The organism is Exiguobacterium sp. QJM3NY_9 (assembly GCF_056173545.1).
The window spans coordinates 2,180,311-2,204,583 of sequence record NZ_CM149679.1 but is presented as its reverse complement, the minus strand read 5'-3'; the positions used below and the strand labels follow the sequence as shown (position 1 = coordinate 2,204,583).

The 24,273-nt window shown below is 44.6% G+C and carries 24 protein-coding genes and 1 other annotated feature (1 of these 25 only partly in view); of the genes, 22 read left to right on the top strand and 2 right to left on the bottom strand.

Annotated features, from left to right (window positions below):
* Positions 1–64: 64 nt before the first annotated feature.
* Positions 65–490 (bottom strand): divergent PAP2 family protein, encoded by a 426-nt coding sequence (locus AC0VYQ_RS11335; protein WP_475403582.1) that lies wholly within the window; start codon positions 488–490, stop codon positions 65–67.
* Positions 491–713: 223 nt separating this feature from the next.
* Here AC0VYQ_RS11335 and AC0VYQ_RS11330 point away from each other — a divergent pair, with 223 nt between their 5' ends.
* From AC0VYQ_RS11330 to AC0VYQ_RS11255, 16 genes are all read left to right on the top strand, one after another.
* A complete protein-coding gene (locus AC0VYQ_RS11330; RefSeq protein ID WP_029331139.1) occupies positions 714–1,421 on the top strand; it encodes a response regulator transcription factor in 708 nt (235 codons plus the stop codon).
* Positions 1,418–3,151 carry a two-component system histidine kinase PnpS gene (gene pnpS / locus AC0VYQ_RS11325; protein WP_214802068.1) on the top strand — a complete coding sequence of 578 codons (1,734 nt, stop codon included), beginning with the start codon at positions 1,418–1,420 and terminating at the stop codon, positions 3,149–3,151. Before AC0VYQ_RS11330 ends, pnpS begins: the two co-directional genes overlap by 4 nt.
* 213 nt (positions 3,152–3,364) lie before the next feature.
* The gene (gene polA / locus AC0VYQ_RS11320; protein WP_088837601.1) at positions 3,365–5,959 is read left to right on the top strand and encodes a DNA polymerase I; all 2,595 of its coding nucleotides are present in this window, start codon (positions 3,365–3,367) and stop codon (positions 5,957–5,959) included.
* Positions 5,960–5,980: 21 nt separating this feature from the next.
* Positions 5,981–6,811: a DNA-formamidopyrimidine glycosylase gene (gene mutM / locus AC0VYQ_RS11315; protein WP_214892243.1), complete on the top strand. Its 831-nt coding sequence runs from the start codon at positions 5,981–5,983 to the stop codon at positions 6,809–6,811.
* Positions 6,808–7,398 (top strand): dephospho-CoA kinase, encoded by a 591-nt coding sequence (gene coaE / locus AC0VYQ_RS11310; protein ID WP_475403581.1) that lies wholly within the window; start codon positions 6,808–6,810, stop codon positions 7,396–7,398. Before mutM ends, coaE begins: the two co-directional genes overlap by 4 nt.
* Positions 7,399–7,563: 165 nt before the next feature.
* The gene (locus AC0VYQ_RS11305) at positions 7,564–8,604 is read left to right on the top strand and encodes a glyceraldehyde-3-phosphate dehydrogenase (protein ID WP_214804346.1); all 1,041 of its coding nucleotides are present in this window, start codon (positions 7,564–7,566) and stop codon (positions 8,602–8,604) included.
* Positions 8,605–8,866: 262 nt separating this feature from the next.
* Positions 8,867–9,253: an adenosylmethionine decarboxylase gene (gene speD, locus AC0VYQ_RS11300; protein ID WP_029331133.1), complete on the top strand. Its 387-nt coding sequence runs from the start codon at positions 8,867–8,869 to the stop codon at positions 9,251–9,253.
* A 104-nt stretch (positions 9,254–9,357) separates the two neighbouring features.
* Positions 9,358–9,726 carry a hypothetical protein gene (locus AC0VYQ_RS11295; RefSeq protein ID WP_214892238.1) on the top strand — a complete coding sequence of 123 codons (369 nt, stop codon included), beginning with the start codon at positions 9,358–9,360 and terminating at the stop codon, positions 9,724–9,726.
* 13 nt (positions 9,727–9,739) lie between these two features.
* Complete coding sequence (gene nrdR, locus AC0VYQ_RS11290; RefSeq protein WP_088837596.1) at positions 9,740–10,222, top strand: transcriptional regulator NrdR; 483 nt, start codon at positions 9,740–9,742, stop codon at positions 10,220–10,222.
* A gap of 67 nt (positions 10,223–10,289) precedes the next feature.
* A complete protein-coding gene (locus AC0VYQ_RS11285) occupies positions 10,290–11,645 on the top strand; it encodes a replication initiation and membrane attachment family protein (protein WP_088837595.1) in 1,356 nt (451 codons plus the stop codon).
* A 12-nt stretch (positions 11,646–11,657) separates the two neighbouring features.
* A complete protein-coding gene (dnaI, locus tag AC0VYQ_RS11280; protein ID WP_214766556.1) occupies positions 11,658–12,575 on the top strand; it encodes a primosomal protein DnaI in 918 nt (305 codons plus the stop codon).
* Positions 12,576–12,898: 323 nt separating this feature from the next.
* Positions 12,899–14,839, top strand: a complete 1,941-nt coding sequence (gene thrS / locus AC0VYQ_RS11275; RefSeq protein ID WP_088837593.1) for a threonine--tRNA ligase — start codon at positions 12,899–12,901, stop codon at positions 14,837–14,839.
* Between the two features lie 205 nt (positions 14,840–15,044).
* On the top strand, positions 15,045–16,250 hold the full coding sequence (locus AC0VYQ_RS11270; protein ID WP_475403580.1) for a glycoside hydrolase family protein: 1,206 nt from the start codon (positions 15,045–15,047) through the stop codon (positions 16,248–16,250).
* 699 nt (positions 16,251–16,949) lie between these two features.
* Entirely contained in the window at positions 16,950–17,150 is a 201-nt protein-coding gene (locus AC0VYQ_RS11265) for a helix-turn-helix domain-containing protein (RefSeq protein WP_475403579.1), read from the top strand.
* 202 nt (positions 17,151–17,352) lie between these two features.
* The gene (locus tag AC0VYQ_RS11260; protein ID WP_475403578.1) at positions 17,353–17,625 is read left to right on the top strand and encodes a helix-turn-helix domain-containing protein; all 273 of its coding nucleotides are present in this window, start codon (positions 17,353–17,355) and stop codon (positions 17,623–17,625) included.
* Positions 17,626–18,007: 382 nt separating this feature from the next.
* On the top strand, positions 18,008–18,493 hold the full coding sequence (locus AC0VYQ_RS11255; protein WP_475403577.1) for a transposase: 486 nt from the start codon (positions 18,008–18,010) through the stop codon (positions 18,491–18,493).
* An 81-nt stretch (positions 18,494–18,574) separates the two neighbouring features.
* Here the strand turns inward: AC0VYQ_RS11255 and AC0VYQ_RS11250 are convergent, their stop codons facing one another.
* Entirely contained in the window at positions 18,575–20,050 is a 1,476-nt protein-coding gene (locus AC0VYQ_RS11250; RefSeq protein ID WP_159173490.1) for a catalase, read from the bottom strand.
* A 432-nt stretch (positions 20,051–20,482) separates the two neighbouring features.
* On the opposite strand from AC0VYQ_RS11250, the gene infC reads away from it, so the two are divergent.
* From infC to AC0VYQ_RS11220, 6 genes are all read left to right on the top strand, one after another.
* Positions 20,483–21,013 (top strand): translation initiation factor IF-3, encoded by a 531-nt coding sequence (infC, locus tag AC0VYQ_RS11245; RefSeq protein WP_029331126.1) that lies wholly within the window; start codon positions 20,483–20,485, stop codon positions 21,011–21,013.
* A gap of 27 nt (positions 21,014–21,040) precedes the next feature.
* The gene (rpmI, locus tag AC0VYQ_RS11240) at positions 21,041–21,235 is read left to right on the top strand and encodes a 50S ribosomal protein L35 (protein ID WP_012371058.1); all 195 of its coding nucleotides are present in this window, start codon (positions 21,041–21,043) and stop codon (positions 21,233–21,235) included.
* A 37-nt stretch (positions 21,236–21,272) separates the two neighbouring features.
* On the top strand, positions 21,273–21,632 hold the full coding sequence (gene rplT / locus AC0VYQ_RS11235; protein WP_088837591.1) for a 50S ribosomal protein L20: 360 nt from the start codon (positions 21,273–21,275) through the stop codon (positions 21,630–21,632).
* A 119-nt stretch (positions 21,633–21,751) separates the two neighbouring features.
* Complete coding sequence (locus tag AC0VYQ_RS11230) at positions 21,752–22,234, top strand: dUTP diphosphatase (RefSeq protein WP_214766554.1); 483 nt, start codon at positions 21,752–21,754, stop codon at positions 22,232–22,234.
* Positions 22,235–22,246: 12 nt separating this feature from the next.
* Complete coding sequence (locus AC0VYQ_RS11225) at positions 22,247–23,329, top strand: M42 family metallopeptidase (RefSeq protein WP_159173066.1); 1,083 nt, start codon at positions 22,247–22,249, stop codon at positions 23,327–23,329.
* 3 nt (positions 23,330–23,332) lie between these two features.
* Entirely contained in the window at positions 23,333–24,088 is a 756-nt protein-coding gene (locus AC0VYQ_RS11220; RefSeq protein ID WP_029331122.1) for a TrmH family RNA methyltransferase, read from the top strand.
* A 44-nt stretch (positions 24,089–24,132) separates the two neighbouring features.
* Positions 24,133–24,273, top strand: a binding site (T-box leader) (it continues 75 nt past the right edge of the window).

The window sequence follows — 24,273 nt, the reverse complement described above, 5'->3', positions numbered from 1 at the left end:
GGTCTCAAAAAAAACCCCTGACCGACATCTAAGTGCACAAAGATGGTCGTTAGGGGTTTTCTGGTTAAGCGAACAAAACGGGCCATAGGAAACCGACTGCTAAACCAAGCAACATGCCGACGAATACTTGGAATTCCGTGTGTCCGACTAATTCGTTTAATAGTGGTGTGTCATGACGGATTCCCTTGAAGTAGTCATTCAGTAATTTTGCCTGTAACCCAACAGCCTGCCTGACGCCTGTCGCGTCATACATGATGATGACTGCAAAGATGGTCGCGAGAGCGAACAGCGACGAACCGAAGCCTTCTTGGAAGCCGATGACGACGGCGAGAGCGACGACGGTCGAACTATGTGAACTTGGCATGCCGCCTGACGCGAACATGATTTCAAGATCAAAAGTTTTATTCTTGATGACACCTGTGACGAGTTTTGCGGCTTGTGCGATAAACCATGCGGTAAATGCAGCGAGTAAAGGGCTGTTCCATTCCATGTCTATTCCTCCAGATTCATTGACGGTATAGTATTGTTTCCCGAATTGATGGGCTTTTACACGGAAATCTGACTTTCGACGTAGCTTGACCTTAAAGATTGTGTAAAGAAAGGCAAGAAAGATTTGTGATTCAGTAGGAAAAGTCGTTAAGATGAAGACAGAAGAAGTGGATTCCAATGAATTCCGCATTCAAAGATGAGATTTGCCGAGGAGGCCGACTGTTTTGAAAGATAAAATAATTGTTGTTGATGACGAACTCTCGATCGCTACACTTTTGAAATTCAATTTAGAACAAGCTGGCTTTATTGTAGAGACTGCCCACGATGGCATGTCCGGTTTAAAATTAGCGGAAAAGCAAGATGCCGCATTGATTGTACTCGATTTAATGCTACCGGAACTGGATGGGCTTGAAGTCTGTAAACGACTTCGCCAACAAAAAATCAACACACCAATCTTGATGTTGACGGCAAAAGATGACGAATTTGATAAAGTGCTGGGACTTGAGCTCGGAGCAGACGATTATTTGACGAAACCGTTTAGTCCGCGTGAAGTCGTAGCCCGTGTCAAGGCGATTCTTCGCCGAATGAATCAGCAAGTCGCGACGGAAGAAACGACGGATGGGACGATTTTAATCGGGGACGTCAAAATCGTTCCGGATAACTATGAAGCGTTCAAAGCAGAGGAACGGCTAGAGCTCACACCAAAAGAGTTCGAGTTGCTCGTTTACCTCGCTAAAAATAAAGGTCGGGTTTTGACACGTGATCAACTCCTATCTGCGATTTGGAACTATGATTTCGTCGGAGATACGCGAATTGTCGATGTGCATATCAGTCACGTACGTGAAAAGATTGAACCGAATACGAAAAAACCAATCTATATTAAAACAATCCGTGGGCTCGGATATAAGATGGAGGAGCCGAAAGTGGAATGAGCAAATACCGAAAACGATTCATACTAAAAATGTTGTCCTTCATCAGTCTTGTGCTGATTGCGCTTGGTTTTTTGTTAGGACAATCGTTTAAAGAGTTTTATGTGAATAACGAAAAAGAAAAGTTGATGGATGAAACATCACTCGTTGAAACGATTTTACAAGGTCGATCGTTAGAAGAGATGGCTGCGTATGTCGACCAATTGTACGCAGAATCGCATTTCGATATGATTTTATTTAACTCACGGGGAGAAATCATTGCCGGGACACCCGTTGATGTTACGAAATTAAATGTGCGGGCAATCAATTTCTCAGCGATTCCGATGGATGGGACGTTCGAATCGAAGACCGATGATACGAGTCTCCAGTTCACGAAACCTGTCCAGACAGCTAGTGGAAATGAAGTGTACCTCAGCTTGATTCGTTATACGAAAGACTTAGATGTCATCTACTCACGCATTTGGACGGTGATCGTTCTTTCGCTTATCGTGTCTTTGTTTATGATTTTCTTTACCGTCTACAGCTCGACGAAACGGTTCTTACGTCCTGTAGCGGAAGCGACGGAAGTTTTGCGTGAACTATCGCACGGAAACTATAAATCCCGTGTCTATGAGTTAAATTCACCAGATGAATCAAGGGACTTAGGGAAGTCGATCAATTTACTCGCACGTAATTTAGAAAATGCTTCGTCCGGTGAAGCGATGCAACGCGCGCGACTTGAGTCGTTGATTGAATACATGGGTGCCGGTCTGATGTTGATTGATGAAAAAGGCTACGTTCTCCTCGTCAATCGGACGTATCGGGAAATGTTCAACATTCATGGTAAATCAAATGGTCAACTGTATTATCGTGTGTTGCCAAATGAGAAAATGAGTCAAGTCATTGAAGATGTTTACTTGACGGAAAAACCGAACCGGAAACAATCGAGTGTCCGCTTTGGAATCAATAGTCGGACGTTCATGGTCAGTGCGGCACCAATCTTCGGTAAGAATGGCCGTGTCCAAGGTACGACCGTCGTTTTCAATGACATCACGGAAATCAAGAAGCTGGAGCAGATGCGGAAAGACTTCGTCGCAAATGTTAGTCACGAGTTAAAGACACCATTAACGTCGATTAAAGGATTTGCGGAAACCTTGCTTGACGGTGCGCAAGACGTACCGGAAATCCGCGAACAATTTTTGAATATCATTCACGATGAGTCTGAGCGGATGCAGACATTAGTAGAGGACTTGTTGGAGTTATCGCGTCTTGAACAAGATAACTATCAACTTGAGACGACGATTGTAGATGTGACGAGTCTGATTAACGAGACAGAGGCGTTGCTGCATCATAAGGCGCAAGAAAAAGAGATGACGATCCATATCGAGACGGAAGAGGAAGTCTTCATCCGGGCAGACTTGAATCGGTTGAAACAAGTCGTCGTCAACCTAGTTGCCAATGCTTTGAATTATACGCCGAATGGTGGGAATGTCTGGGTCAGCCTAGAAGACGGGGAAGAGATGGTCACGCTCCAAATCAAGGATGACGGGATCGGAATACATCCGAAAGAAACGCAACGGATTTTCGAACGTTTCTATCGGATTGACAAAGCGAGAAGTCGTAATTCAGGTGGGACAGGGTTAGGTCTTGCCATCGTTAAACACATCATCGATTTGCATCATGGAACGATTGATGTCGAGTCGGAGGAGCAACAAGGAACGACCTTTACGATACGTTTACCGAAAAAAGGCTGAACTTCACCGTGAGTTCATATTCTCTTTACAGAGCGATTGTATGCTAAAGATACCTTCTTCATCATCTGTGGAACGACTGGTTCAGCTCCCGTGTCGTACACCACAAGGCGATTGGCTTCACAGCCAATCGTCTTTTTTTATGGCGTTTTTAGCGAACAAATGTGTGTAGAGTGATACAATAAGAACAGAAATTCTTCCAAAGGAGCGGAGACGATGGAAAACAAACTTTTATTGATTGACGGAAACTCACTAACGTATCGTGCCTTTTTTGCCTTGCCGCCGATGACGGACGCACAAGGACGTAACACGAACGCCGCTTACGGCTTTACGATGATGTTACTTAAATTACTTGAAGAGGAGCAACCGACGCATATGTTAGTCGCGTTTGATGCTTCGAGCGAAACGTTCCGCCACGATGTGTACCAAGAATACAAGGGAAGTCGAGAAAAGACGCCGTCTGAACTACGGGAGCAGTTCCCGATTGTACGTGATATCTGTGAAGCGCTCGGTATTCAAATGATGGAGCTTCATCGTTATGAAGCAGATGATTTGATTGGAACCCTAGCGCGGACGATGCCGGCAGACCGGACACGGATCGTCACGGGTGATAAAGATTTACTTCAACTCGTCACCGATCAAGTCGAGGTATTGATCACGAAGCGCGGTATCACGGACGTTCAGTGTATGACGGAAGACTTGTTTGCCGAGACATACGGTGGACTGAAGCCGATTCAAATGATTGATTTAAAAGGGCTGATGGGTGATAAATCGGATAACATTCCCGGGATTCCTGGTATCGGCGAAAAAACAGCGATTAAATTAATTTCTGCGTATGGTTCAGTCGAAGGACTGTATGAGCATGTCGAAGACTTAAAAGGAAAACAAAAAGAGAAGGTCATCGCGAACGAGGACCTTGCCCGGTTGTCGAAAGAACTTGCGACAATCAAACTCGATGTCCCGCTCGACGTCACGTTGCCTGATTTACAAATCAGTGATGTCGACACACAAGTACCGTATTCGTTATTCCAATCGCTCGGGTTTAAATCGTTAACGAATCGTTTTGCTCCTGTCATCAAGGAAGAGGACAAGGAACAATTGAACGTCGAGACGATTACGACACTTCCTTCAGACGTGCAGGATGCTGTCCTCGTCGTCGAGCAGTTGCGCGAAGACTATATGGAAGAAGACATCATCGGTTTTAGTATCGCGACACCGAATCAAATTTATGTCGCTTCTCGTGAATTGGTCGAGGATCCTGCTTTTCGTGAATGGATCGAGTCGGACCATCAAAAAATCTGTCTCGATGCAAAACAAGCTGCTTTTGCGTTACGGAAACATGGTTTAAAACTGCAAGCCTTCGATGACTTGTTACTCGCTGGCTACTTATTGAACTTGAGCGGTGGGACGACACTTGCGTCGATTGCCGGTCATTATGCGATGATGGCGCCGAGTGAAGAAGCAGTCCTTGGAAAAGGTGCAAAGCGTAGCGTGCCGACAGACGAACTGTTGCATCCTTATTTGGCAGAAAAAGCACGGATGATTGAGCGGTTGTTCCCGAAAGTACAAGAAGAGCTCAAAGCGAACCAACAATTCGAATTGTATGAAACGCTCGAACGTCCTTTGTCAGGTGTGCTTGCTGAAATGGAGTGGACCGGCATCCGTGTTGATGTCGCGACATTACAAGAGATGCAACATGATCTTGCAGGACGCTTAACGGATCTTGAGGAATTGATTTATGGTCAAGCGGGTGAAGCGTTCAATATCAACTCACCGAAACAACTTGGCGTCATCCTGTTCGAAAAACTCGAACTTCCTGCCTTTAAGAAAACGAAGACGGGTTATTCGACGGCAGCAGACGTCTTAGAGAAGTTAAGACCACTCCATCCGGTCATCGACCACATCATGCTATACCGTGAACTGCAAAAACTCCAATCGACGTACGTCGAAGGTTTACAAAAAGTCATTAAAGAAGATGGGAAAATCCATACACGGTTCGCGCAGACGATCGCCCAAACGGGACGACTCAGCTCCGTTAACCCGAACCTGCAAAATATTCCTGTCCGGATTGAAGAGGGACGTAAGATTCGTAAAGCGTTTGTTCCGAGTCAAGCCGGATGGTCACTGTACGCTGCCGACTACTCACAAATTGAGTTGCGTGTCATGGCGCATATGTCGGAAGATAAAACGCTGGTCGATGCATTCCTGCACGACGCTGACATTCATACGCAAACAGCGAGTAGTGTTTTTTCGGTCGATCCGGGTGATGTGACAGGAAACATGCGTCGCCAAGCGAAGGCTGTCAACTTCGGAATCATCTACGGTATCAGTGATTATGGTTTGTCGCAAAACTTGAATATCAGTCGAAAAGAAGCACAAGACTTCATCGATCGTTATTTTGAGTTGTTCCCGCAAATCAAGTTATTCATGGATGCTGCAATCGAAAAAGCACGCGCGAATGGATTCGTCGAGACATTGATGAACCGGCGTCGTAATATCCCGGACATCAATTCGAAGAACTTTAACTTACGTGGTTTTGCAGAACGGACGGCAATCAATACACCGATTCAAGGATCGGCGGCAGATATCATCAAAAAAGCGATGCTCGATGTCCATGCTGCGCTTGAAGCGTCACCACTCAAGGCGCGTTTATTGCTTCAAGTACATGATGAATTGATATTTGAAGCACCAGACGAAGAACTGGACGCTTTAAAAGCACTCGTCAAACAAGCGATGGAGCAGACGGTCGAATTGTCAGTGCCGTTACGCGTTGACGGGGATGCGGGGCATTCATGGTACGAAACGAAATAATCTGTTAGAGGAGGAGCTAGTTTGCCTGAATTACCTGAAGTCGAGACCGTCAGACGTAGTCTGGAGCGGACGGTCTCTGGAAAAACGATTTCTTCTGTGAAGGTCTTCCATCCGAAGATGATTCGGGGAATGGAAGTCGCACCGTTTGTCGACGCTTTGAAGCAAGAGCGGATCGAACGGGTCGAACGGCGCGGGAAATTTCTTTTATTTGCATTTGAACAATTTTATCTCGTCAGTCATTTACGAATGGAAGGGAAATATTTTCCGTATCCACAAGCGATTGAAAAAGATAAGCATACTCATGTCATCTTCCGATTCACAGACGGCTCAGAGTTGCATTATAACGACGTCCGAAAGTTCGGGACGATGGAGTTGCGGGAAAAAGCGACCGTGATGCAGGTCCCACCACTTGCCCAACTCGAGCGGGAACCGTTTGATCCGACGTTCACGGCGGAAGTCTTAGCCGAAAATCTAATTCGCAAAAAACGCAGCCCGATCAAGACAGCATTGCTCGATCAATCGATCTTTTTAGGACTTGGGAACATCTATGTCGATGAGACGTTGTTCGCGGCACGGGTTCATCCGTTAACGAAAGCAGGGGCCTTGACGCTTGACGATATTTCGCGGATTCACGTCGCAGGTGTCGATGTCTTACAAAAAGCCGTCGAAAGTGGCGGCAGTACGATTCGGAGTTATGTCTCGCCATCCGGAAAAGGGGAGTTTCAACTGCAACTTGCTGTGTATGGTCAAACAGGTGTCCCGTGTCCGCGTTGCGGGACAGCGATTGAAAAAATCAAGGTTGGTGGACGTGGGACACACTTCTGTCCGAACTGTCAGCAGGTCGCGTTATGAGAATCGGTTTGACGGGAGGAATCGCGACGGGAAAGAGTACCGTCGCGACGTATCTACAAACGAATGGGATTCCGGTCATCGATGCTGATTTGATCGCGCGGGAAGTCATGGAACCGGATGGACTGGCTTATCAAGATGTGAAAGCTGCCTTTCCGGAAGCATTTGAAGATGGGATATTAATCCGAGCCAAGCTTGGTGAAATTATTTTTCACGATAGTGAAAAACGGAATTTACTGAATGAGTTGATGCATCCGAAGATTCGACAACAGATGCTCGCCCGGGCAGACGAATTGGAACAGCAAGAAGAATCTTTAGTTGTTTTTGATATCCCGCTTTTATTAGAAGGAGATTGGAAACAGCTTGTCGATCAAGTCGTGGTCGTCTATTGTAATGCTTCTCTACAATTGGATCGCTTGATGGAACGCAATCAAATGTCACGGGAGGAAGCACAATCACGTGTGCAATCTCAACTCGATATTGAACAGAAACGTCTCCTCGCCGACTATGTGTTGGTCAACGAAGGAACGGTCGAAGCGTTATACCGACAAATCGATCAGTGGTTAAAAACGTTACCTGTCACGCGTTGAGGTTTGGAGCGAAAACAAAATTAAAGAAGTAGAAGTATCGTTTTGGGAGAAGTTCATGACTTCTCTCAACTTTTTTTTGTTTACATAATGAAATCGCTTACATTTCATGATATAGTTCTATCTGTAAACGGAGCATTATCCGTCACATTGAAGGGGGATCCGCACATGGGAGTCAAGGTGGCAGTTAACGGGTTTGGGCGTATTGGTCGAATGGTGTTCCGTCGATTAATCGCTGAGGGGAAAAGTCAGGTCGTCGCAATTAATGCAAGTTATCCACCGGAAACACTCGCACACTTAATTAAGTACGATACGGTCCATGGGAAGTTTGAATACCCGGTCGAGATTGTCGAGGGTGGTTTGATGATTAATGAACAACTCGTGAAAATCGTCAGCGAACGCAATCCTGAGTTATTACCGTGGGGGGAACTTGAGATTGATGTCGTCGTCGAAGCAACAGGAAAGTTCAATTCGAAAGACGGCGCAAGTAAACATGTGTTGGCGGGAGCAAAAAAAGTCGTGATCACGGCACCGGCGAAAGGGGACATTCGGACAATCGTAATGGGGGTCAACGATGCGATGTACGATCATGAGAACGATCATGTCGTCTCGAATGCATCCTGTACGACGAATTGTCTTGCGCCTGTCGTTCAAGTCATCGATCGAGCATTCGGAATCGAGACGGGACTCGTCACGACGATTCATGCTTTTACGAATGATCAAAATAATATTGATAATCCACATAAGGATTTACGTCGGGCACGAGCTTGTGGATCATCGATTATTCCGACATCCACTGGTGCGGCACGTGCCATTTCGCTCGTTTTACCGCATCTCGAAGGGAAGTTGAACGGGCTTGCGCTCCGTGTTCCGACACCGAACGTGTCGCTCGTTGACCTCGTCGTCGAAGTGAGTCGTGATACGACGGTCGCAGAAGTAAACGAAGCGTTCGTGAAAGCAGCGGACGGTGCGTTAGACGGGATTCTAGGGTTGACGATGGAACCGCTCGTTTCGATTGATTTTAACGGGGAGGTCCGTTCGACGGTCGTCGATGGTCTATCGACGATGGTCATGGGTGGACGCCAAGTGAAGGTGCTTGCTTGGTACGACAATGAATGGGGATATTCATGTCGTGTCGTCGATCTCGTTCAGATGATTGGAGCACATATTGAGGCGACAACGGTTGAAAAGGAATTAGAATTAAAATAATTTATACTTTTGAAACCGCTCTATACCAACAGATAGAGCGGTTTTTTAATAAATAGACGCTGGAATTTAAAATTTATCCTTGTGTATCTTTTTGATACTCGCTATAATTCAAATCGTGAACTTCAATCGGTCTGGCAATCGCAGCTTAAAGGGTTAGGACCTCTCTGGACTAACTTTCCCCCGTGGGTGCGAACGACTCAGGCGCAAAGTAAGTGATCATGACTATACTTTGAAGACCATTGAATGTAGGGGGGATCCACTAATGGATACTATGGGAAGACACATTATTGCAGAACTTTGGGATTGTAATCCTGAAAAATTAAACGACATGGAGTTTGTCGAACGACTCTTCGTTGACGCAGCACTTCAAGCAGGTGCAGAGGTACGCGAAGTCGCATTCCATAAGTTTGCTCCACACGGAGTAAGCGGCGTCGTCATCATTTCTGAATCGCATTTGACGATTCATAGCTTCCCAGAACACGGATATGCATCAGTTGATGTCTTTACGTGTGGGGATCGCATCGATCCAGCAATCGCAGCGAATTATATCGCTGACGCATTAGATGCAAAAATCCGTGAAAATGTCGAAATTCCGCGTGGCATGGGACCAGTTAAAGTTCCGGCAGCTACGATTCAGCACGTTAACTGACAAAAACACGAACTACCAGCCCTCGTCTTTATGGCGAGGGCTTTTTAATATGTCTGACGTCTGTTATTCTTAATAGTAGAAGAAAACAGAAAAGGTGATGGCGGATGGGATTTAAAGAACGTTTGCAAAAACAACTTGAAACGTCTGATACGCATAAAAACGAAAAATTACGAACGCACTATTATGCTGCGACTCCCGAGATGTTGTTTACAGGTCTTGAGACTGTCGTGGCGAAGCAACACGGAACCGTTAAACGAATTGATGTTGAACGAGGAGAATTATCTTTTCAAGGAACTGGGTTAGATGGACTAGCGACAGTCATCATGGTCGGTTCTGGTAGAACAGCTGTTGATCTATTTTTGCATCGCGAAGGATTACTTGGTCCGGACCTCGAGCAATGGATTGAAACAATCTATCGAGAATTAGATGCGACATACCGATTGAAAATGATTGGAACAAAAGAATTTACGTGAACGGAGGTGCGGCATGCGTTGTCCAGCCTGTAATTATAACGGGACGAAGGTTCTCGATTCGAGACCTGTGCAAGATTTTGGCTCGATTCGGCGCCGTCGTGAATGTGAATCATGTGGTTATCGTTTTACAACATTCGAGATGATTGAACAAACACCACTCATCATTGTGAAAAAGGATGGGACCCGTGACGAATTCAATCGTGATAAAATTTTACGTGGACTCGTCCGTGCATGTGAAAAACGTCCGATTTCAATTGAGCAACTCGAAACGGTCGTCAGTCGTGTCGAAAAAGCCTTACGGGCAACGGCACAACATGAAATTCCGAGTGAACAAGTCGGCCGGCTCGTCTTGAATGAACTCGCTTCTGTTGATGAAGTGGCTTACGTCCGTTTTGCGAGTGTCTATAAACAATTCAAAGACATCAATGTCTTTTTCCAAGAGTTATCTGAACTAATGGAACGCCATCAAGAAAATGAACGTGAAAATTTAACGTAATCGAGGAGAGGTCGTCTGTAGGTCAGAACGCACCTCTCTTTTTCTCACGAAAGAAGGGACGAAACAGATGTTGGAACGTGATGTATCGGGAACGGACTTATGTTTAATCATGAGTAATGGTGTCGTCGATCGTGAAGCTTATCAATCCCTCTATTATTTATATCAGCCGATCATCGGTGTAAAAGCACTTGGTCTGTACCAAACGTTTTGGAGTGAGATGATTCCTGGTAAAACGAAATCACAATATATCTCACATGCAGAACTAGGAACATTGTTAGGCTTTTCTGTTGATGAATTTAAAGAGGAGCTTTTTAAGCTCGAAGGAATTGGATTGATTCGAACATTTGAGGCGAAACAAGCTGCCTATCGTTATGTTTATCAAATTCGCGTCCCGTTAGCACCGAATACGTTCTTGAATGATGGTGTCTTATCAAGCCTACTGTTTTATCGTGTCGGAGAAATCCGCTTTCGAGCACTTCAAAATCGTTTTCGGACGGAGCAGCTACCGAAAAATGTCGTTGACCGGACGGTTCGTTTTGATCAAGTGTTTGATGTCAAAGCAGGACTTGCTTCTGCCCATCAACCAAAATCGTATGCGAAACAAGAACGTGCCGCCTATGAATTTGATTATTCATTCGACTTAGAAGAAATGAAGCGACAGACCGATCGTTTTCTCCCGAGAAGCTTTTATACGAAATCGATTGACCAATTGTTGCTGAAGCTAGCTTACGTCACACAGTCGAATGAAACCTTGATGGCGGAACTGTTGAATGCCCGCTTCCGGCATGAAGCGTACCTACCAATGACGGACAGTGAGAAGCAAGAGCGCTGTAAACAGATGATGTTATCGGCGAAACAAAAGCTCAGTCGTGATAAAAAAGCGAAGGTCGCTGTCCTCGAAGAAGTCGAAGTCGGTGATTTAAGTGAAAGTGAGACGATGGAAGGGACTCATCCGAAGCACTATGTCGCGAAGTTACGTAAAGTGAAGTCACTTTCTGAACGGGATGAAGAATTGATTCAGCAATTGATCATCGATTATGAAATGTCGTCGGGTATCGTCAATGCTGCCTATTATTACGCACTTGTCATGAAAAAGGACAATCGCTTCAGTAAAAACTTTTTGCTGTCGATTGTCGACGATTGGAAACAGAAAGGTTACGCGACAGCAGCAGAAGCATTAGCGAAAACAAAAGATCAAGACGAATTAATCGCAAAGAAACAGGATCAAAAGCAAGAACGGTCACGCCAAACGGTTGGCGGCAGAAGAGGGCGTCCGAGTTCGACTGGACCGAATCCGAAATGGCTACAAGAAGAAAAAGAGAAACAACAAAAATATGAAGCGACTAAAAAAGCGAGTTTTGAATCCGAAGTACCGGATGATGCAGAGATGGAACGGATTCTGCGTGAACTAAAGGGGAAGTAAAGGAGTAGTGAGATGGAACATATCCAATCATCGATTGAAAAAATCTTGAATCGTCCAGGTGTCGCGGCATCCGTGCGCGCCATTCATGAGCGAGTTTTATCGCATCCAGGTGTCATCGTCTTTTTAAGGACACATCCTGAAATTGATCAACGGACGATTGAGCGAGGGATGTTAAAGCTCAATGAATATGCCGAGCAGATGGACGGTCATCAAGTGATTGAAAAAAAAGCCGTTATCGAAGGCTATCAGCCCGTGCTGCATTTAGAAAAAGGACAAATCATGGTCGCTTATGAAAAAACGCAAGCACTCAAAGATCGTGAAAATGAACGGGCGCTCGAGAAAAAATTCAAAAGTTTGTTTTTACCGGATGAAGTACGGGACGCGAACTTCAGTGACTTTGATTTGACGACGACGGATCGAAAACTTGCCTTGCGGGCAGCGTCACAATTTTTGAATACGATTCGTTCGAAAGAGCAGGTCAAAGGACTGTATCTGCACGGGAGTTTCGGTGTCGGGAAAACGTACCTGCTCGCAGCAATCGGGAATGCGCTCAAAAAAGAGCGTGTTGCGACAATTCTTGTCCATGCGCCAGGATTTGTCTCGGAAGCGAAACGCCGAATCCGGTCCGATAGTTTTGATACGTTCCTCGAGAGTTTTCAGACGGTTCCCGTTTTATTGATTGACGACATCGGGGCGGAGTCGATCAGCCCGTGGGTCCGGGACGAACTGTTCGGGATCATCTTGCAGTACCGGATGATGCATCGCTTGCCGACATTGTTCAGTTCGAATTTATCCTATGATGAACTCGAGCTTCATTTCGGGATTACGAATGATCAAGGAGATAAATTAAAAGCGATGCGATTGATGGAACGCATCCGGACGACGACGAATCCAGTCGAATTTTTAGGTGAAAATCGCCGGCGTTATTAATTTTCCTTGTCAAAGAACTTCATCTTTCGCTATACTTAGTGCACAATCAGTATAGTGAATTGCAAAGATTGAGGATACGAAGGACGAACTGGACCAAACAAGCGAGAGAAGGATGGTGAAAGCTTCTCATGGACTCTACTCGTTTTCTTTACTCCCTCATAGCACAGACGGGGCTAATCCGTTTGCGTCTCACGCCCGTTATCGCGTGTTCGAGCCGGTACATGGAAACATGTTCGGGAACGAGGGTGGTACCACGAGATGAAGACTCGTCCCTTTTTAGAGGGATGGGTCTTTTTTTTATTTAATTTAAGGGGGAAACAGTCATGTCAACTATTGCTCTTACATTTCCAGACGGCGCGGTCAAAGAATTCGCAGCCGGTACAACTGCTGAAGAAGTCGCGGCTTCCATCAGTCCAGGACTCCGTAAAAAGGCATTTGCCGCAAAACTAGACGGTGAAGTCATCGACTACCGACGTCCGATTGAAAAAGACGGTGTCATCGAACTCGTCATGCCCGATTCAGAAGAAGGACTCGATTTGATTCGTCACTCGTCTGCGCACTTGATGGCGCAAGCGATCAAACGTCTTTTCCCGGATGAAACGATTCACCTTGGAATCGGACCGACAATTGAAAACGGCTTTTATTATGACATCGATATGGAACGTCGTTTGACAGAAGAAGATCTTCCGGTCATCGAAAAGATGATGAATAAAATTGCGGGTGAAAACTTATCGATCGAACGGGAAGTCGTTTCGCGTGATGAAGCTTTAAACATCTATAAGGAACTGAATGACCCGCTTAAAATCGAATTGATTGAGTCGATTCCAGCCGATCAAGATTTGACACTGTATCGCCAAGGCGAGTTCTTCGACTTATGCCGTGGTCCACACGTCCCGGCGACAGCGAAGCTACAAGTCTTCAAATTGATGAGCATCGCAGGTGCTTACTGGCGTGGTGATTCAAAAAATAAAATGCTGCAACGGATTTACGGGACAGCCTGGGCAACAAAAGACCAACTGAAACAACACTTACACTTCTTAGCAGAAGCAAAAGAACGCGATCACCGGAAACTCGGAAAAGAACTTGATTTGTTCTTCACATCGCAAGACGTCGGTCAAGGGTTACCAATGTGGTTACCAAAAGGGGCGGCCATCCGTCGCACTGTCGAACGGTACATCGTCGACAAAGAGCTTGAGCTTGGTTATGAACATGTCTACACACCAGTGCTCGGTTCAGTTGAGTTGTATAAGACGTCAGGACACTGGGATCACTACCAAGATGACATGTTCCCGAAAATGGAAATGGATAATGAGGAACTTGTTCTTCGGCCGATGAACTGTCCGCACCACATGATGATTTATAAAAATGAGCCACGGTCATACCGTGACTTACCACTCCGTGTCGCAGAACTTGGTGGTATGCACCGCTATGAAATGTCAGGTGCACTAACGGGGCTGCAACGCGTGCGTTACATGGTCCTAAACGACGGGCATACATTCGTCCGTCCGGATCAAATGAAAGACGAGTTTAAAGCCATCGTTCACTTGATTCAAGAAGTCTACGCGGACTTCGGGATTACTGATTATAAATTCCGTCTATCTTACCGTGACCCGGCAGATAAGGAAAAGTATTTCGACAACGATGCGATTTGGGAAATGGCGCAACGTGAGTTGAAAGAAACGATGGATGAACTCGAACTGGAATATTTCGAAGCAGAAGGTGAAGCCGCGTTTTATGGTCCGAAACTCGATGTTCAAGTCCGGACAGCACTCGGTAAGGATGAGACACTGTCGACAGTTCAGCTCGACTTCTTGTTACCGGAGCGGTTCGAATTGACGTATAAAGGAAATGACGGACAAGATCATCGTCCGGTCGTCTTGCACCGTGGTGTCGTTTCGACAATGGAACGTTTCGTTGCGTACTTGATCGAAGAATATAAAGGGGCATTCCCGACATGGCTCGCACCGGTCCAAGTCAAATTGATTCCGGTCTCACGGGCACAAGAAGATTATGCACGTGAAATTAAAGCGATGCTCTTGAAAAAAGGGATCCGGATTGAAACGGACTTCCGCGATGAGAAGCTCGGTTACCGCATCCGTGAAGCACAGATGAACAAAATCCCGGTCATGCTCGTACTCGGGGATAAAGAAGTGGAGTCACGGGAAGTCAACATCCGTCGTTATGGCTCGAAAGATTCAAGCAATGCCTCGCTTGAGCAATTCGTTGCTGATTTAGAAGCAGAGATCGCCAACCGTTCAAAATAAAAAATAGTATCCCGTTAAAACGGACATCTTGTAGAGATCGTTTTAATGGGATTTTTTTGTGGTGAATGCTAGTGGGAAAGATGCCGATAGTAAGGATAAGGAAAAAATAAATACAGCGATGTATAAAATCTTCCAAAATTTAGTTTTTTTATGATAGGATGAATTTGGGTAAATAATTAGGAGAGTTTGAAGGGGTTATAGAGAGATGAAAAATAAAAGTACTATAGTCATGGGGATTACAGCATGTATACTTGGAGGTATGTTAGGGAATCCGGCAGAAGCAGCAATAAAAAAAACGTATAGAATCAAGCCGACAACAGAAGCAATCGATCCGCTGATCCGGAAATATACGACATATAATGCGAAAACGCGTAACTATTATACGATGCGGTCTTATTTAGAGAAACTTGAAGCAGAGGGTGGCGGGACACTTATTCTAGAAAAAGGAACTTATCTTTCACCACTCCGCGTGGGTATTCCCTCAAACACGACCGTCATTCTTGAGGATGGTGTTATCATAAAAAAAACATCTGAAACAGGAACAAAAAAAATCAGTGCAACGACAAGTGTTTTTGATCTCGTGTCGCCATCTGCATTACGCTTAAACAAAAAAATATCAGGTTATAAAGGAACAAAAAATGCCAAGATTCTCGGAAAAGGAAATGCACAAATTGACTTAAATCATTTTTCTCGTGGATCTGCCTTTGCGATTGCCCATAATGAGAATCTTTATATCGGTGGGATTACTGTACGTAATCAAAAAGGATCCCATGCGATGGAATTAGATGCGACCAATAAAGCCGTTATTGAAAATATGAAGTTCGTGGATTCGGCAGTAATTCCAAATACGGGTCCGAATGAATCCATTAACTTAGACACACCGGATCCAGTCACGAAGGGATTCCCTTGGAAGTGGTCGAAACAAGACAGTACACCGAATCAGAATATCACGATTCGAAAAAATAAATTTTTGAACGTTAATGTAGCGATTGGGACGCATCAATATTCTGAAAACCGTCTCCATTCCAACATTCGAATTGAAGATAATTTGATTGATGGAACAAAAGATTATGCAATTTCGATGATGAATTGGAAGAATCCGACCGTCATCAATAACATCATCCGAGATGTACACCGTGCGGATGGAAAAGCCATGACGATTCTTGGGCGAGGCGTAATTGGTGGAACAATTCGATATAACCATTTTGAAAATGCAGATCGTGCCATTCAGATGCAGCCGTTCCAAAGTGATGGCTATGCTCCGATTTACAACGTCTTCACACAACAAGAAAAACAAATGATGCAGCAAAATCGTGTAAATGACGTTAGATTAAATCAAATCGTTCTGTTTACCCGATTAAATGAATATACGTACAAGACTGCCGAACGGTATTCGTTCACGTCTTACTAAATTCGTCTAAAGCACAGTAAAAAAGGTGCATCGATTTTTTGATATGCTCCCACAACAGTAAACCGTTGAAATAATAAATCTGTTTACGTTTGAAGGGAGCTTTTTCTGTGTCTAAAAAATAAATACTCTGCTAGTGAAAAGTTAAAGGACATTAGGAAGTACGAAGAAGGAATTTACACGGTATGAGAAGTCGCTGCGCTCTTCGAGTCTCGATATCGACGTTTCAAAAATGGATACGAGTCTATCTTTATGCTGGCGTTGAGACATTGGAAACTCTAGAAGGATAGACGAAATACCCGAGGGAACTTAAAATCTAAGAGGTACGTGACGTTATGGAAGGACATGAGTCCTAAATAGTAATATCCTGAAATTCAATATCTCCAGCAAGAGCGTGCTTAAAAGATGGATAGCAAATTATAATGGTCATAGAGAACAGAAGACATTTCTAAAGGAGAGTTCCTCTATGACCATTGGAAGAAGTACCACTTTTGAAGAACGTGTCGCCGCAGTGCTCGACTGTATTCAATCGGGGGAAGATTATCAAGCTGTAGCACAGACCCATCGGGTCTCCTACCACCAACTCTATAGTTGAGTTAGAAAGTATGAAAACAGATGGTGAAGACGCACTGTGATATGCTCCCCAAAAAGTAGACAGTTGAAGTAATAAATACTGTCTACTTTTTGAAGGGAGCATTTTCTATGGCTACATCTAGATTTTCGGTGTATCAAAAACTACGCATCATCGATATGTATGAGGACAGAACAAACTCGATTAAATCGATTGCCTCGCCCTTCGAGCTTTCAGTCACGATCTTAAACAGTTGGAGGAGAAAATATCGTAAGAAATGCTTCTCTGCACTCGATAATCGAACAAAGTGGACGGCTATTCAGAAGAACTAAAAATGAAGGCTGTACGCGTAGTTATGACTCAAGAGGAATCGCTTTCTAGCGCTACAGTACGGTTTAATATTTCGAGTACAGGCGTGCTTCCAAGATGGATTCGGAAGTATACTAGTCATAGTACTCAAGGGAAACCATTGAAGGAGCCATCCATTATGACTAAAGGTAGAACCACTACATTCGAAGAGCGTGCCCAGGCGTTATGGACTGTATACAAAAAGGAAAAGACAATCAACGTATCGTGAAGACCCATCGGGTCTCCTATCAACAAATCTATAGCTGGGTAAGAAAATTCGAGAAGGACGGAATTGACGCACTGATGGATCGTCGCGGACGTCAGAAGATTGTAGCAGAATTGACGGGTACAGAGCGTTTTGCGTTGGAGCTGAAACGACTCGAGAAAGAAAATGAACATCTACGCATGGAGAACGATTTCTTAAAAAAGCTAGAGGAGATCGAGAGGAGGTTACGTTAAGTCAAATTCGTCTTCAGCACAAATATGAAGCCGTTCAATCATCGGCAGAGCAATTCGGTTACCCGATCATCGCCCTATGTCATCTGGCAGGTATTTCGCGCTGCCTACTACAAGTGGTTGTGTCGGATGGCTAGACGGAAGGTACGTGAGACTGAGAACATGAAAATCATTGAAGAGATGAACGAAATCCATCTTGCGGTGGAAGGGATTTGTAGATATTGAAGAATGACATTGAACCTGAAACGCCGTTTTGGAAGAAACGTTAACGCTAAGCGAGTCTGTCGTCTGATGCATAGCGCCGGTTTTCATTATGTCATACGTCGAAAACGCCCTAAGTACATGCGCAAGCGTTCTTAACAGACAGCGGAGAATATTTTGAATCGTGATACCCGATCAAAAGTGGGTAACGCATGTCACAGAATTGAAGTATGGTGTTTCTCAGAAGGCTTGTTTGAGTGCCATTTTGGATTTATATGATGGATCCATCGGTGCATTCGTTTTAGGATACTCTAACAATAACCAGCTCATGTGCGGTACGCTCGAACGAGCCCTTCAGGGCGCACCTGAAAGTCGACTCTTGCTTCATAGTGATCGAGGATTTCAATGTACTTCGCATGCGTTTCGTCACATGATACGCGTGGCAGGCATTACACAAAGCATATCTCGTGTTGGCAAATGCATTGATAACGGTCCGATTGAGTCCTTTTGGGGAGCGTTGAAATGCGAAAGTTATTATCTACATAAGTTTGCGGAGTTCGACGAACTCCGGCTTGCGATTCAGAAGTATATTCACTTCTACAATGAAGAACGGTATCGACAACGATTAAACGGCTTGGCTCCATTAGAATACAGAGCTCAAGCCGTTTGAGGAATTTTTATTATTTGTCCTGTCTACTTGATGGGGAGCAGTTCACAATTCATTTTCGGCGTACCTTTTAATCATTCCATTTTATTTTTGCATTTGTTGCAAGAACGGTTTGATGTCGACGTTTAATGCTTCCGATAACTTTTCACCGAGTGACGCATCGGCACGGTAGAAGTTACAGATTGCAAGTAAGACCGTGTTTTCGTGACGTACTTGTTGAAGGTCATTCACAAGGTTATTGAGAAGGGCCATCTGTTCTTCTTCCGTCATACGACGGTAGACTTCACCAGCTTGGCCGAAGTTATTCGTTTTCTCGATTTCGAGACGGCCATGAATGTCATCATGGAGTGGCTGTGTGTCTTCCGTATACTCAGGTGTTTGTTTCGGTTCATCTTGGTAACGGTTTGGTTCGTAGTTGACTGAACTTGTTTGCTGCTTAAACGGCATTGCACCATCACGCTGGTAGTTGTTGACTTGAGCGAACGGGCAGTTGATTGGAAGCTGTTGATAGTTCGGTCCGATCCGGTGACGCTGTGTATCAGAGTAAGAGAATAAACGACCTTGAAGTAATTTATCTTCAGACGGTAACATACCCGGTACAAGGACACCTGGGTTGAAACCGACTGATTCCGTTTCAGCAAAGTAGTTGTCGACGTTTTTGTTTAATGTCATTGTTCCGACGTGTTGGAATGGGATGACATCTTCGAACCAGTCTTTTGTAGCGTCAAGTGGGTCGAAGTCGAAGTTTTCGACATCAGCAGGGTCGAGTACTTGAACGAAGAGGTCCCATTCTGGGAAATCGCCATTTTCGATAGCCTGGAATGTATCGTTAGACGCATGGTTAAAATCTTTTCCTTGAACTTCGGTTGCTTCGTCAGCAGATAAATTATGAACGCCTTCTTTTGGTACCCAACGTAATTTGATGTAGACCGTGTTACCGTGTGCGTTTACCCATTTGAATGAGTGAACAGAAGAACCACGCATTTTACGGTAGCTTGCTGGAATTCCTTCATCTGTGAAGAGGTGCATCAACATATTCGTTGATTCAGGGCGGAGTGTCATGAAATCCCAGTAGCGATCAGGATCTTGGATGTTTGTCCGTGGATCTGGTTTTAATGAATGAACCATATCCGGGAACTTCATTGCATCTCGAATGAAGAAGACCGGTAAGTTGTTACCGACGAAATCCCAGTTTCCTTCTTCCGTATAGAATTTAACAGAGAAGCCGCGTGGGTCACGGAGTGTTTCAGGAGAGTGTGTACCATGAATGACGGTAGAGAAGCGGGCAAAGACAGGGACTTCCGTTCCTTCTTCTTGTAGGAAAGCCGCTTTTGTATATTTTTTCATCGAATTTTTTACTTTAAAGACACCGTGTGCGCCGAAGCCACGTGCGTGTACAACGCGTTCCGGTACGCGCTCACGGTCAAAGTGAGCAATTTTTTCGATTAATTGATAGTCTTCTAATAAAGTAGGTCCGCGACGTCCAGCTGTACGTGAGTTTTGGTTGTCCCCAATCGGCACACCCTGATTCGTCGTTAATTTCTTTTCGTTTTCATTCATTATTTTAACTCCCCCTTATGTAAGATTAAAACAATTATAAAACAATAATCATTCTAAATAAAGAAATAAGCACTATTCAAATAAATAATTTTTAGCACAAGATAAATTTACCCATTCATTTCTAATCAGAAACTTCTTGCTAAACGAACTTAGGATTGCTATTATAATCAAGTATGTGAGCAACGTTCTAATTGAACTGATAAAGCGGCTTGACATCACGGGAAAGTAAGTGCTATGATAGCAAAGTGAAATGACAACAAAGCAGAAGCATCCCGCTTCTCACCATGTACAGGTTGCTGTGCTGGTCCATCATGATGATATGTGATAGTAGAGTGTTCTCTGACTATTGTATTCTTTATGAGTGTGGGCGGGAAAAACTGCCGACGCTTTTTTTATAGCGTTTTATATCATTCATTTTTCGTGCTCTGCACGATGGAGGTGCTAACCATTAGCAAAGATCTGTTAATCAATGAAGGCATCCGCGCTCGAGAAGTTCGTCTTATCGGAGCGGATGGTGCACAACTTGGAGTCCAATCACGCACTGAGGCATTGCGTCTCGCTGAGGAAGCTGACCTTGACCTCGTCATGGTCGCACCACAAGCAACGCCGCCTGTATGTAAAATCATGGACTACGGTAAATACCGTTTCGAGTTGCAAAAGAAGGACAAAGAAACTCGGAAGAATCAGAAAGTGATTCAGATGAAAGAAGTCCGTCTCAGCCCAACAATCGAGGAGAATGACTTCCAAACGAAATTCCGTAATGCGAAGAAATTCTTGGAGAATGGTAACAAAGTGAAAGCGAGTATTCGCTTCCGCGGACGTGCCATCACTCACTCGGAAATCGGTAGACGTGTCCTTGAACGTCTCGCTACGGATTTAAGCGAGTTCGGTGTAGTTGAACAGAGACCGAAGATGGAAGGACGCAGCATGTTCTTAGTGCTTGCTCCAAAGAAAGAAGACTAATCGAATCGAAGTAGGAGGGAATCTCTCATGCCTAAAATGAAATCGCACCGCGGTGCTTCTAAGCGTTTCAAACGTACTGCTTCTGGCAAATTGAAACGTGGTCGTGCTTACACAAGCCACTTATTCGGTAACAAATCAACTAAAGCGAAACGTAAATTACGTAAAGCTAGCATGGTATCATCGGGTGACTTCAAACGCATCCGTCACATGATCGCGAAGTAATTTATTCAATCGTACACAGATTTAGGAGGGAATTTATATGCCACGCGTAAAAGGCGGATATACGACTCGTCAACGTCGTAAAAAACAACTCAAATTAGCTAAGGGCTATTACGGCTCGAAACATACACTCTTCAAGGTAGCGAAACAGCAAGTCATGAAATCTCTCATGTATGCTTACCGTGACCGTCGTCAAAAGAAACGTGACTTCCGTCGCCTCTGGATCACTCGGATCAATGCGGCTGCACGTATCAACGGTCTTTCTTATAGCCGCATGATGCATGGTCTCAAACTTGCGGGTATCGACATCAACCGTAAGATGCTTGCTGACCTCGCAGTTACAGATTCAGCTGCATTTGCTTCACTTGCTGACTCAGCAAAAGCAAAATTGAACGCTTAAGTTCTACAATTCGTCGGGGAATTTAATTCTCCGGCGTTTTTTTTTGAGGAATGCTAAAATAGGTGATAGGCAGAAGTTTATGTCTACGTTTTATTTTTTTGGATAGAAGGAGAATTAAGATGGACTGGTTGACACTTTTTGAGATGCAGGAACAGTTAGATAAACGAATCCAGTCAGAACATAATTTGACCGGGAATCAGTTTGATGAGCGGTTGCTTGCCCTATTAGTAGAGTTAGGCGAACTGGCGAATGAAACACGTTGCTTTAAATTCTGGTCGACAAAGGGACCATCAGCACAAGTTACGATTCTTGAGGAATATGTCGATGGCGTCCATTTCCTCCTATCGCTCGGTCTAGCTCTTGATTATAAGAAAGATCGATTCGTTGAAGGGGATTATTACTTGACTGCGACAGACGCGTTTTTAGATGTTTACAATAAAACAAATGTCTTCGCGATTTCAAGAACAGAACAAAGTTACGATGTTTTAATTGGTGCATACCTAGCATTAGGTGCTACACTTGGTTTTACACAAGAAATGATTTTCAAGGCTTATGTTTCAAAAAACGAGGCGAATCATGTTCGCCAAGACAACGGTTACTGAGGAGGAAATCAGATGAATGAACAATTACATATGTTGAAGCGTCTAACGGATGCAACGGGAGTACCCGGGAACGAGAAAGAAGTACGCCAGCTCATGCGGGAGTATCTAGAACCTCACGCTGAAGCATTCCATCAAGATGGGTTAGGTAGCTTATTCGCGGAACACAAAGGGGCAGAAGATGATGCGCCTCGTATTTTAATTGCCGGTCACATGGATGAAGTTGGATTTATGGTGACAAAGGTGGATGAAAAAGGGTTTCTCCGCTTCCAACCACTCGGTGGTTGGTGGGGACAAGTGCTTCTGGCACAGCGTATGAACATTGTGACATCATCTGGAGAAGTCATTCCAGGCGTAATCGGTGCGAAACCACCTCATGTTTTACCACCGGAAGCGCGCAATAAACCAGTCGATATCAAAGAAATGTTTATTGATATCGGTGCTACTTCAAAAGAAGAAGTCGAAGGTTGGGGAATCCGACCAGGAGATACGGTCGTTCCACATTGCGAATTTACTGTGATGAAAAATGAGAATTTCTTGATGGCAAAAGCTTGGGACAATCGGATTGGCTGCGCGATTGCGATTGAAGCCATCAAACGTTTAAAAGAAGAAGGACATCCGAACACGATTTTTGCAGGAGCAACGGTGCAAGAAGAAGTTGGGCTTCGTGGCGCGCAAACGGCTGCGAACTTGATTCATCCATCGATTGCATTTGCTGTTGACACAGGAATTCCAGGTGATACACCAGGAATGACGGATCGCGAAGCATTGTCAAAACTTGGAGAAGGTGTTCAAGTCATCATGTTTGATGCGACGATGATCGCACACCGTGGATTAATCGATTTCGTCACAGGTGTCGCAAAAGAAGAAAACATTAAATATCAATTGGACCTAACACCGGGTGGTGGGACGGATGCTGCGAAATTCCATTTATCGAACACAGGAGTTCCTTCGCTCGCATTGACAGTACCAATCCGTTACTTGCATACGAACGTTTCCATTATGCATAAAGCAGATTTCGAAGCAGCAGTCGATTTAATCGTTGCCGTTACGAAACGTTTAGATACGCAAGCGGTCCAAGCGATTTACGAGGGGTAAACCATGAAACATATTTCTTCTACGAAGAATGAGATCGTCAAACAATGGAAAAAGCTTTTAACAAAAAAAGGACGTCTGCAAACGAAACGTTTCCTTATTGAAGGGGAACACTTAGTTGAAGAGGCTGTTCGTGCTGGAATCATCAAAGAATTGATTGTCCGTGAGGATGTTCAAGTTCCGGGTTCTTGGAAGAAAAATGCGGCTGACTTAATCACAATTGACGAATCAGTTGCCAAAGTCTTGTCAGAAACAGAAACGACACAAGGGATTTTCGCAGTTTGTGAGATGAAAGAGCAAACAGAGCGCTTAGAGCGTGGCCGTTACCTGTTACTCGATCGTCTGCAAGACCCGGGTAATGTCGGAACGATGATTCGGACAGCCGATGCGGCTGGATTCGATGGTGTCATCATTGGTCACGGGACAGTTGATGTCTATAACAGCAAAGTCCTCCGCGCAACACAAGGTTCGATTTTCCACTTGCCGGTCATCATGATGTCGCTTGATGAAGCGATTCAAGACTTGCATGAATTAGGGGTGTTCGTTCTCGGAACGGCACTACGCAATGCCAATCCGTATACAGAAGTCGAAAATCTTGGTGCAATCGGACTCATCATCGGGAATGAAGCACAAGGTGTTGCACCAGAATTGCTCGACCAATGTGATGGACGTGCTTACATTCCAATTCGCGGAAAAGCCGAATCACTCAATGCAGCCGTTGCAGCAGGAATTTTACTGTATCATTTTGCTCCGGTCGATTGAATCACTGAAGCGTTCATGCTAAAGTGAGTTACAGTAGAACATTTAATTAGACGTTGATGGAACAGAGTAGGTTAGAGAACGATTCGATTAGGGAGAAGAAGCCTTAGACTGCAAGCTTCTTTACGAATCCGCTAGCTGAATTCACTCCGGAGTCGCACGAGAGATCGTGACGGGAAGCGCCCGTT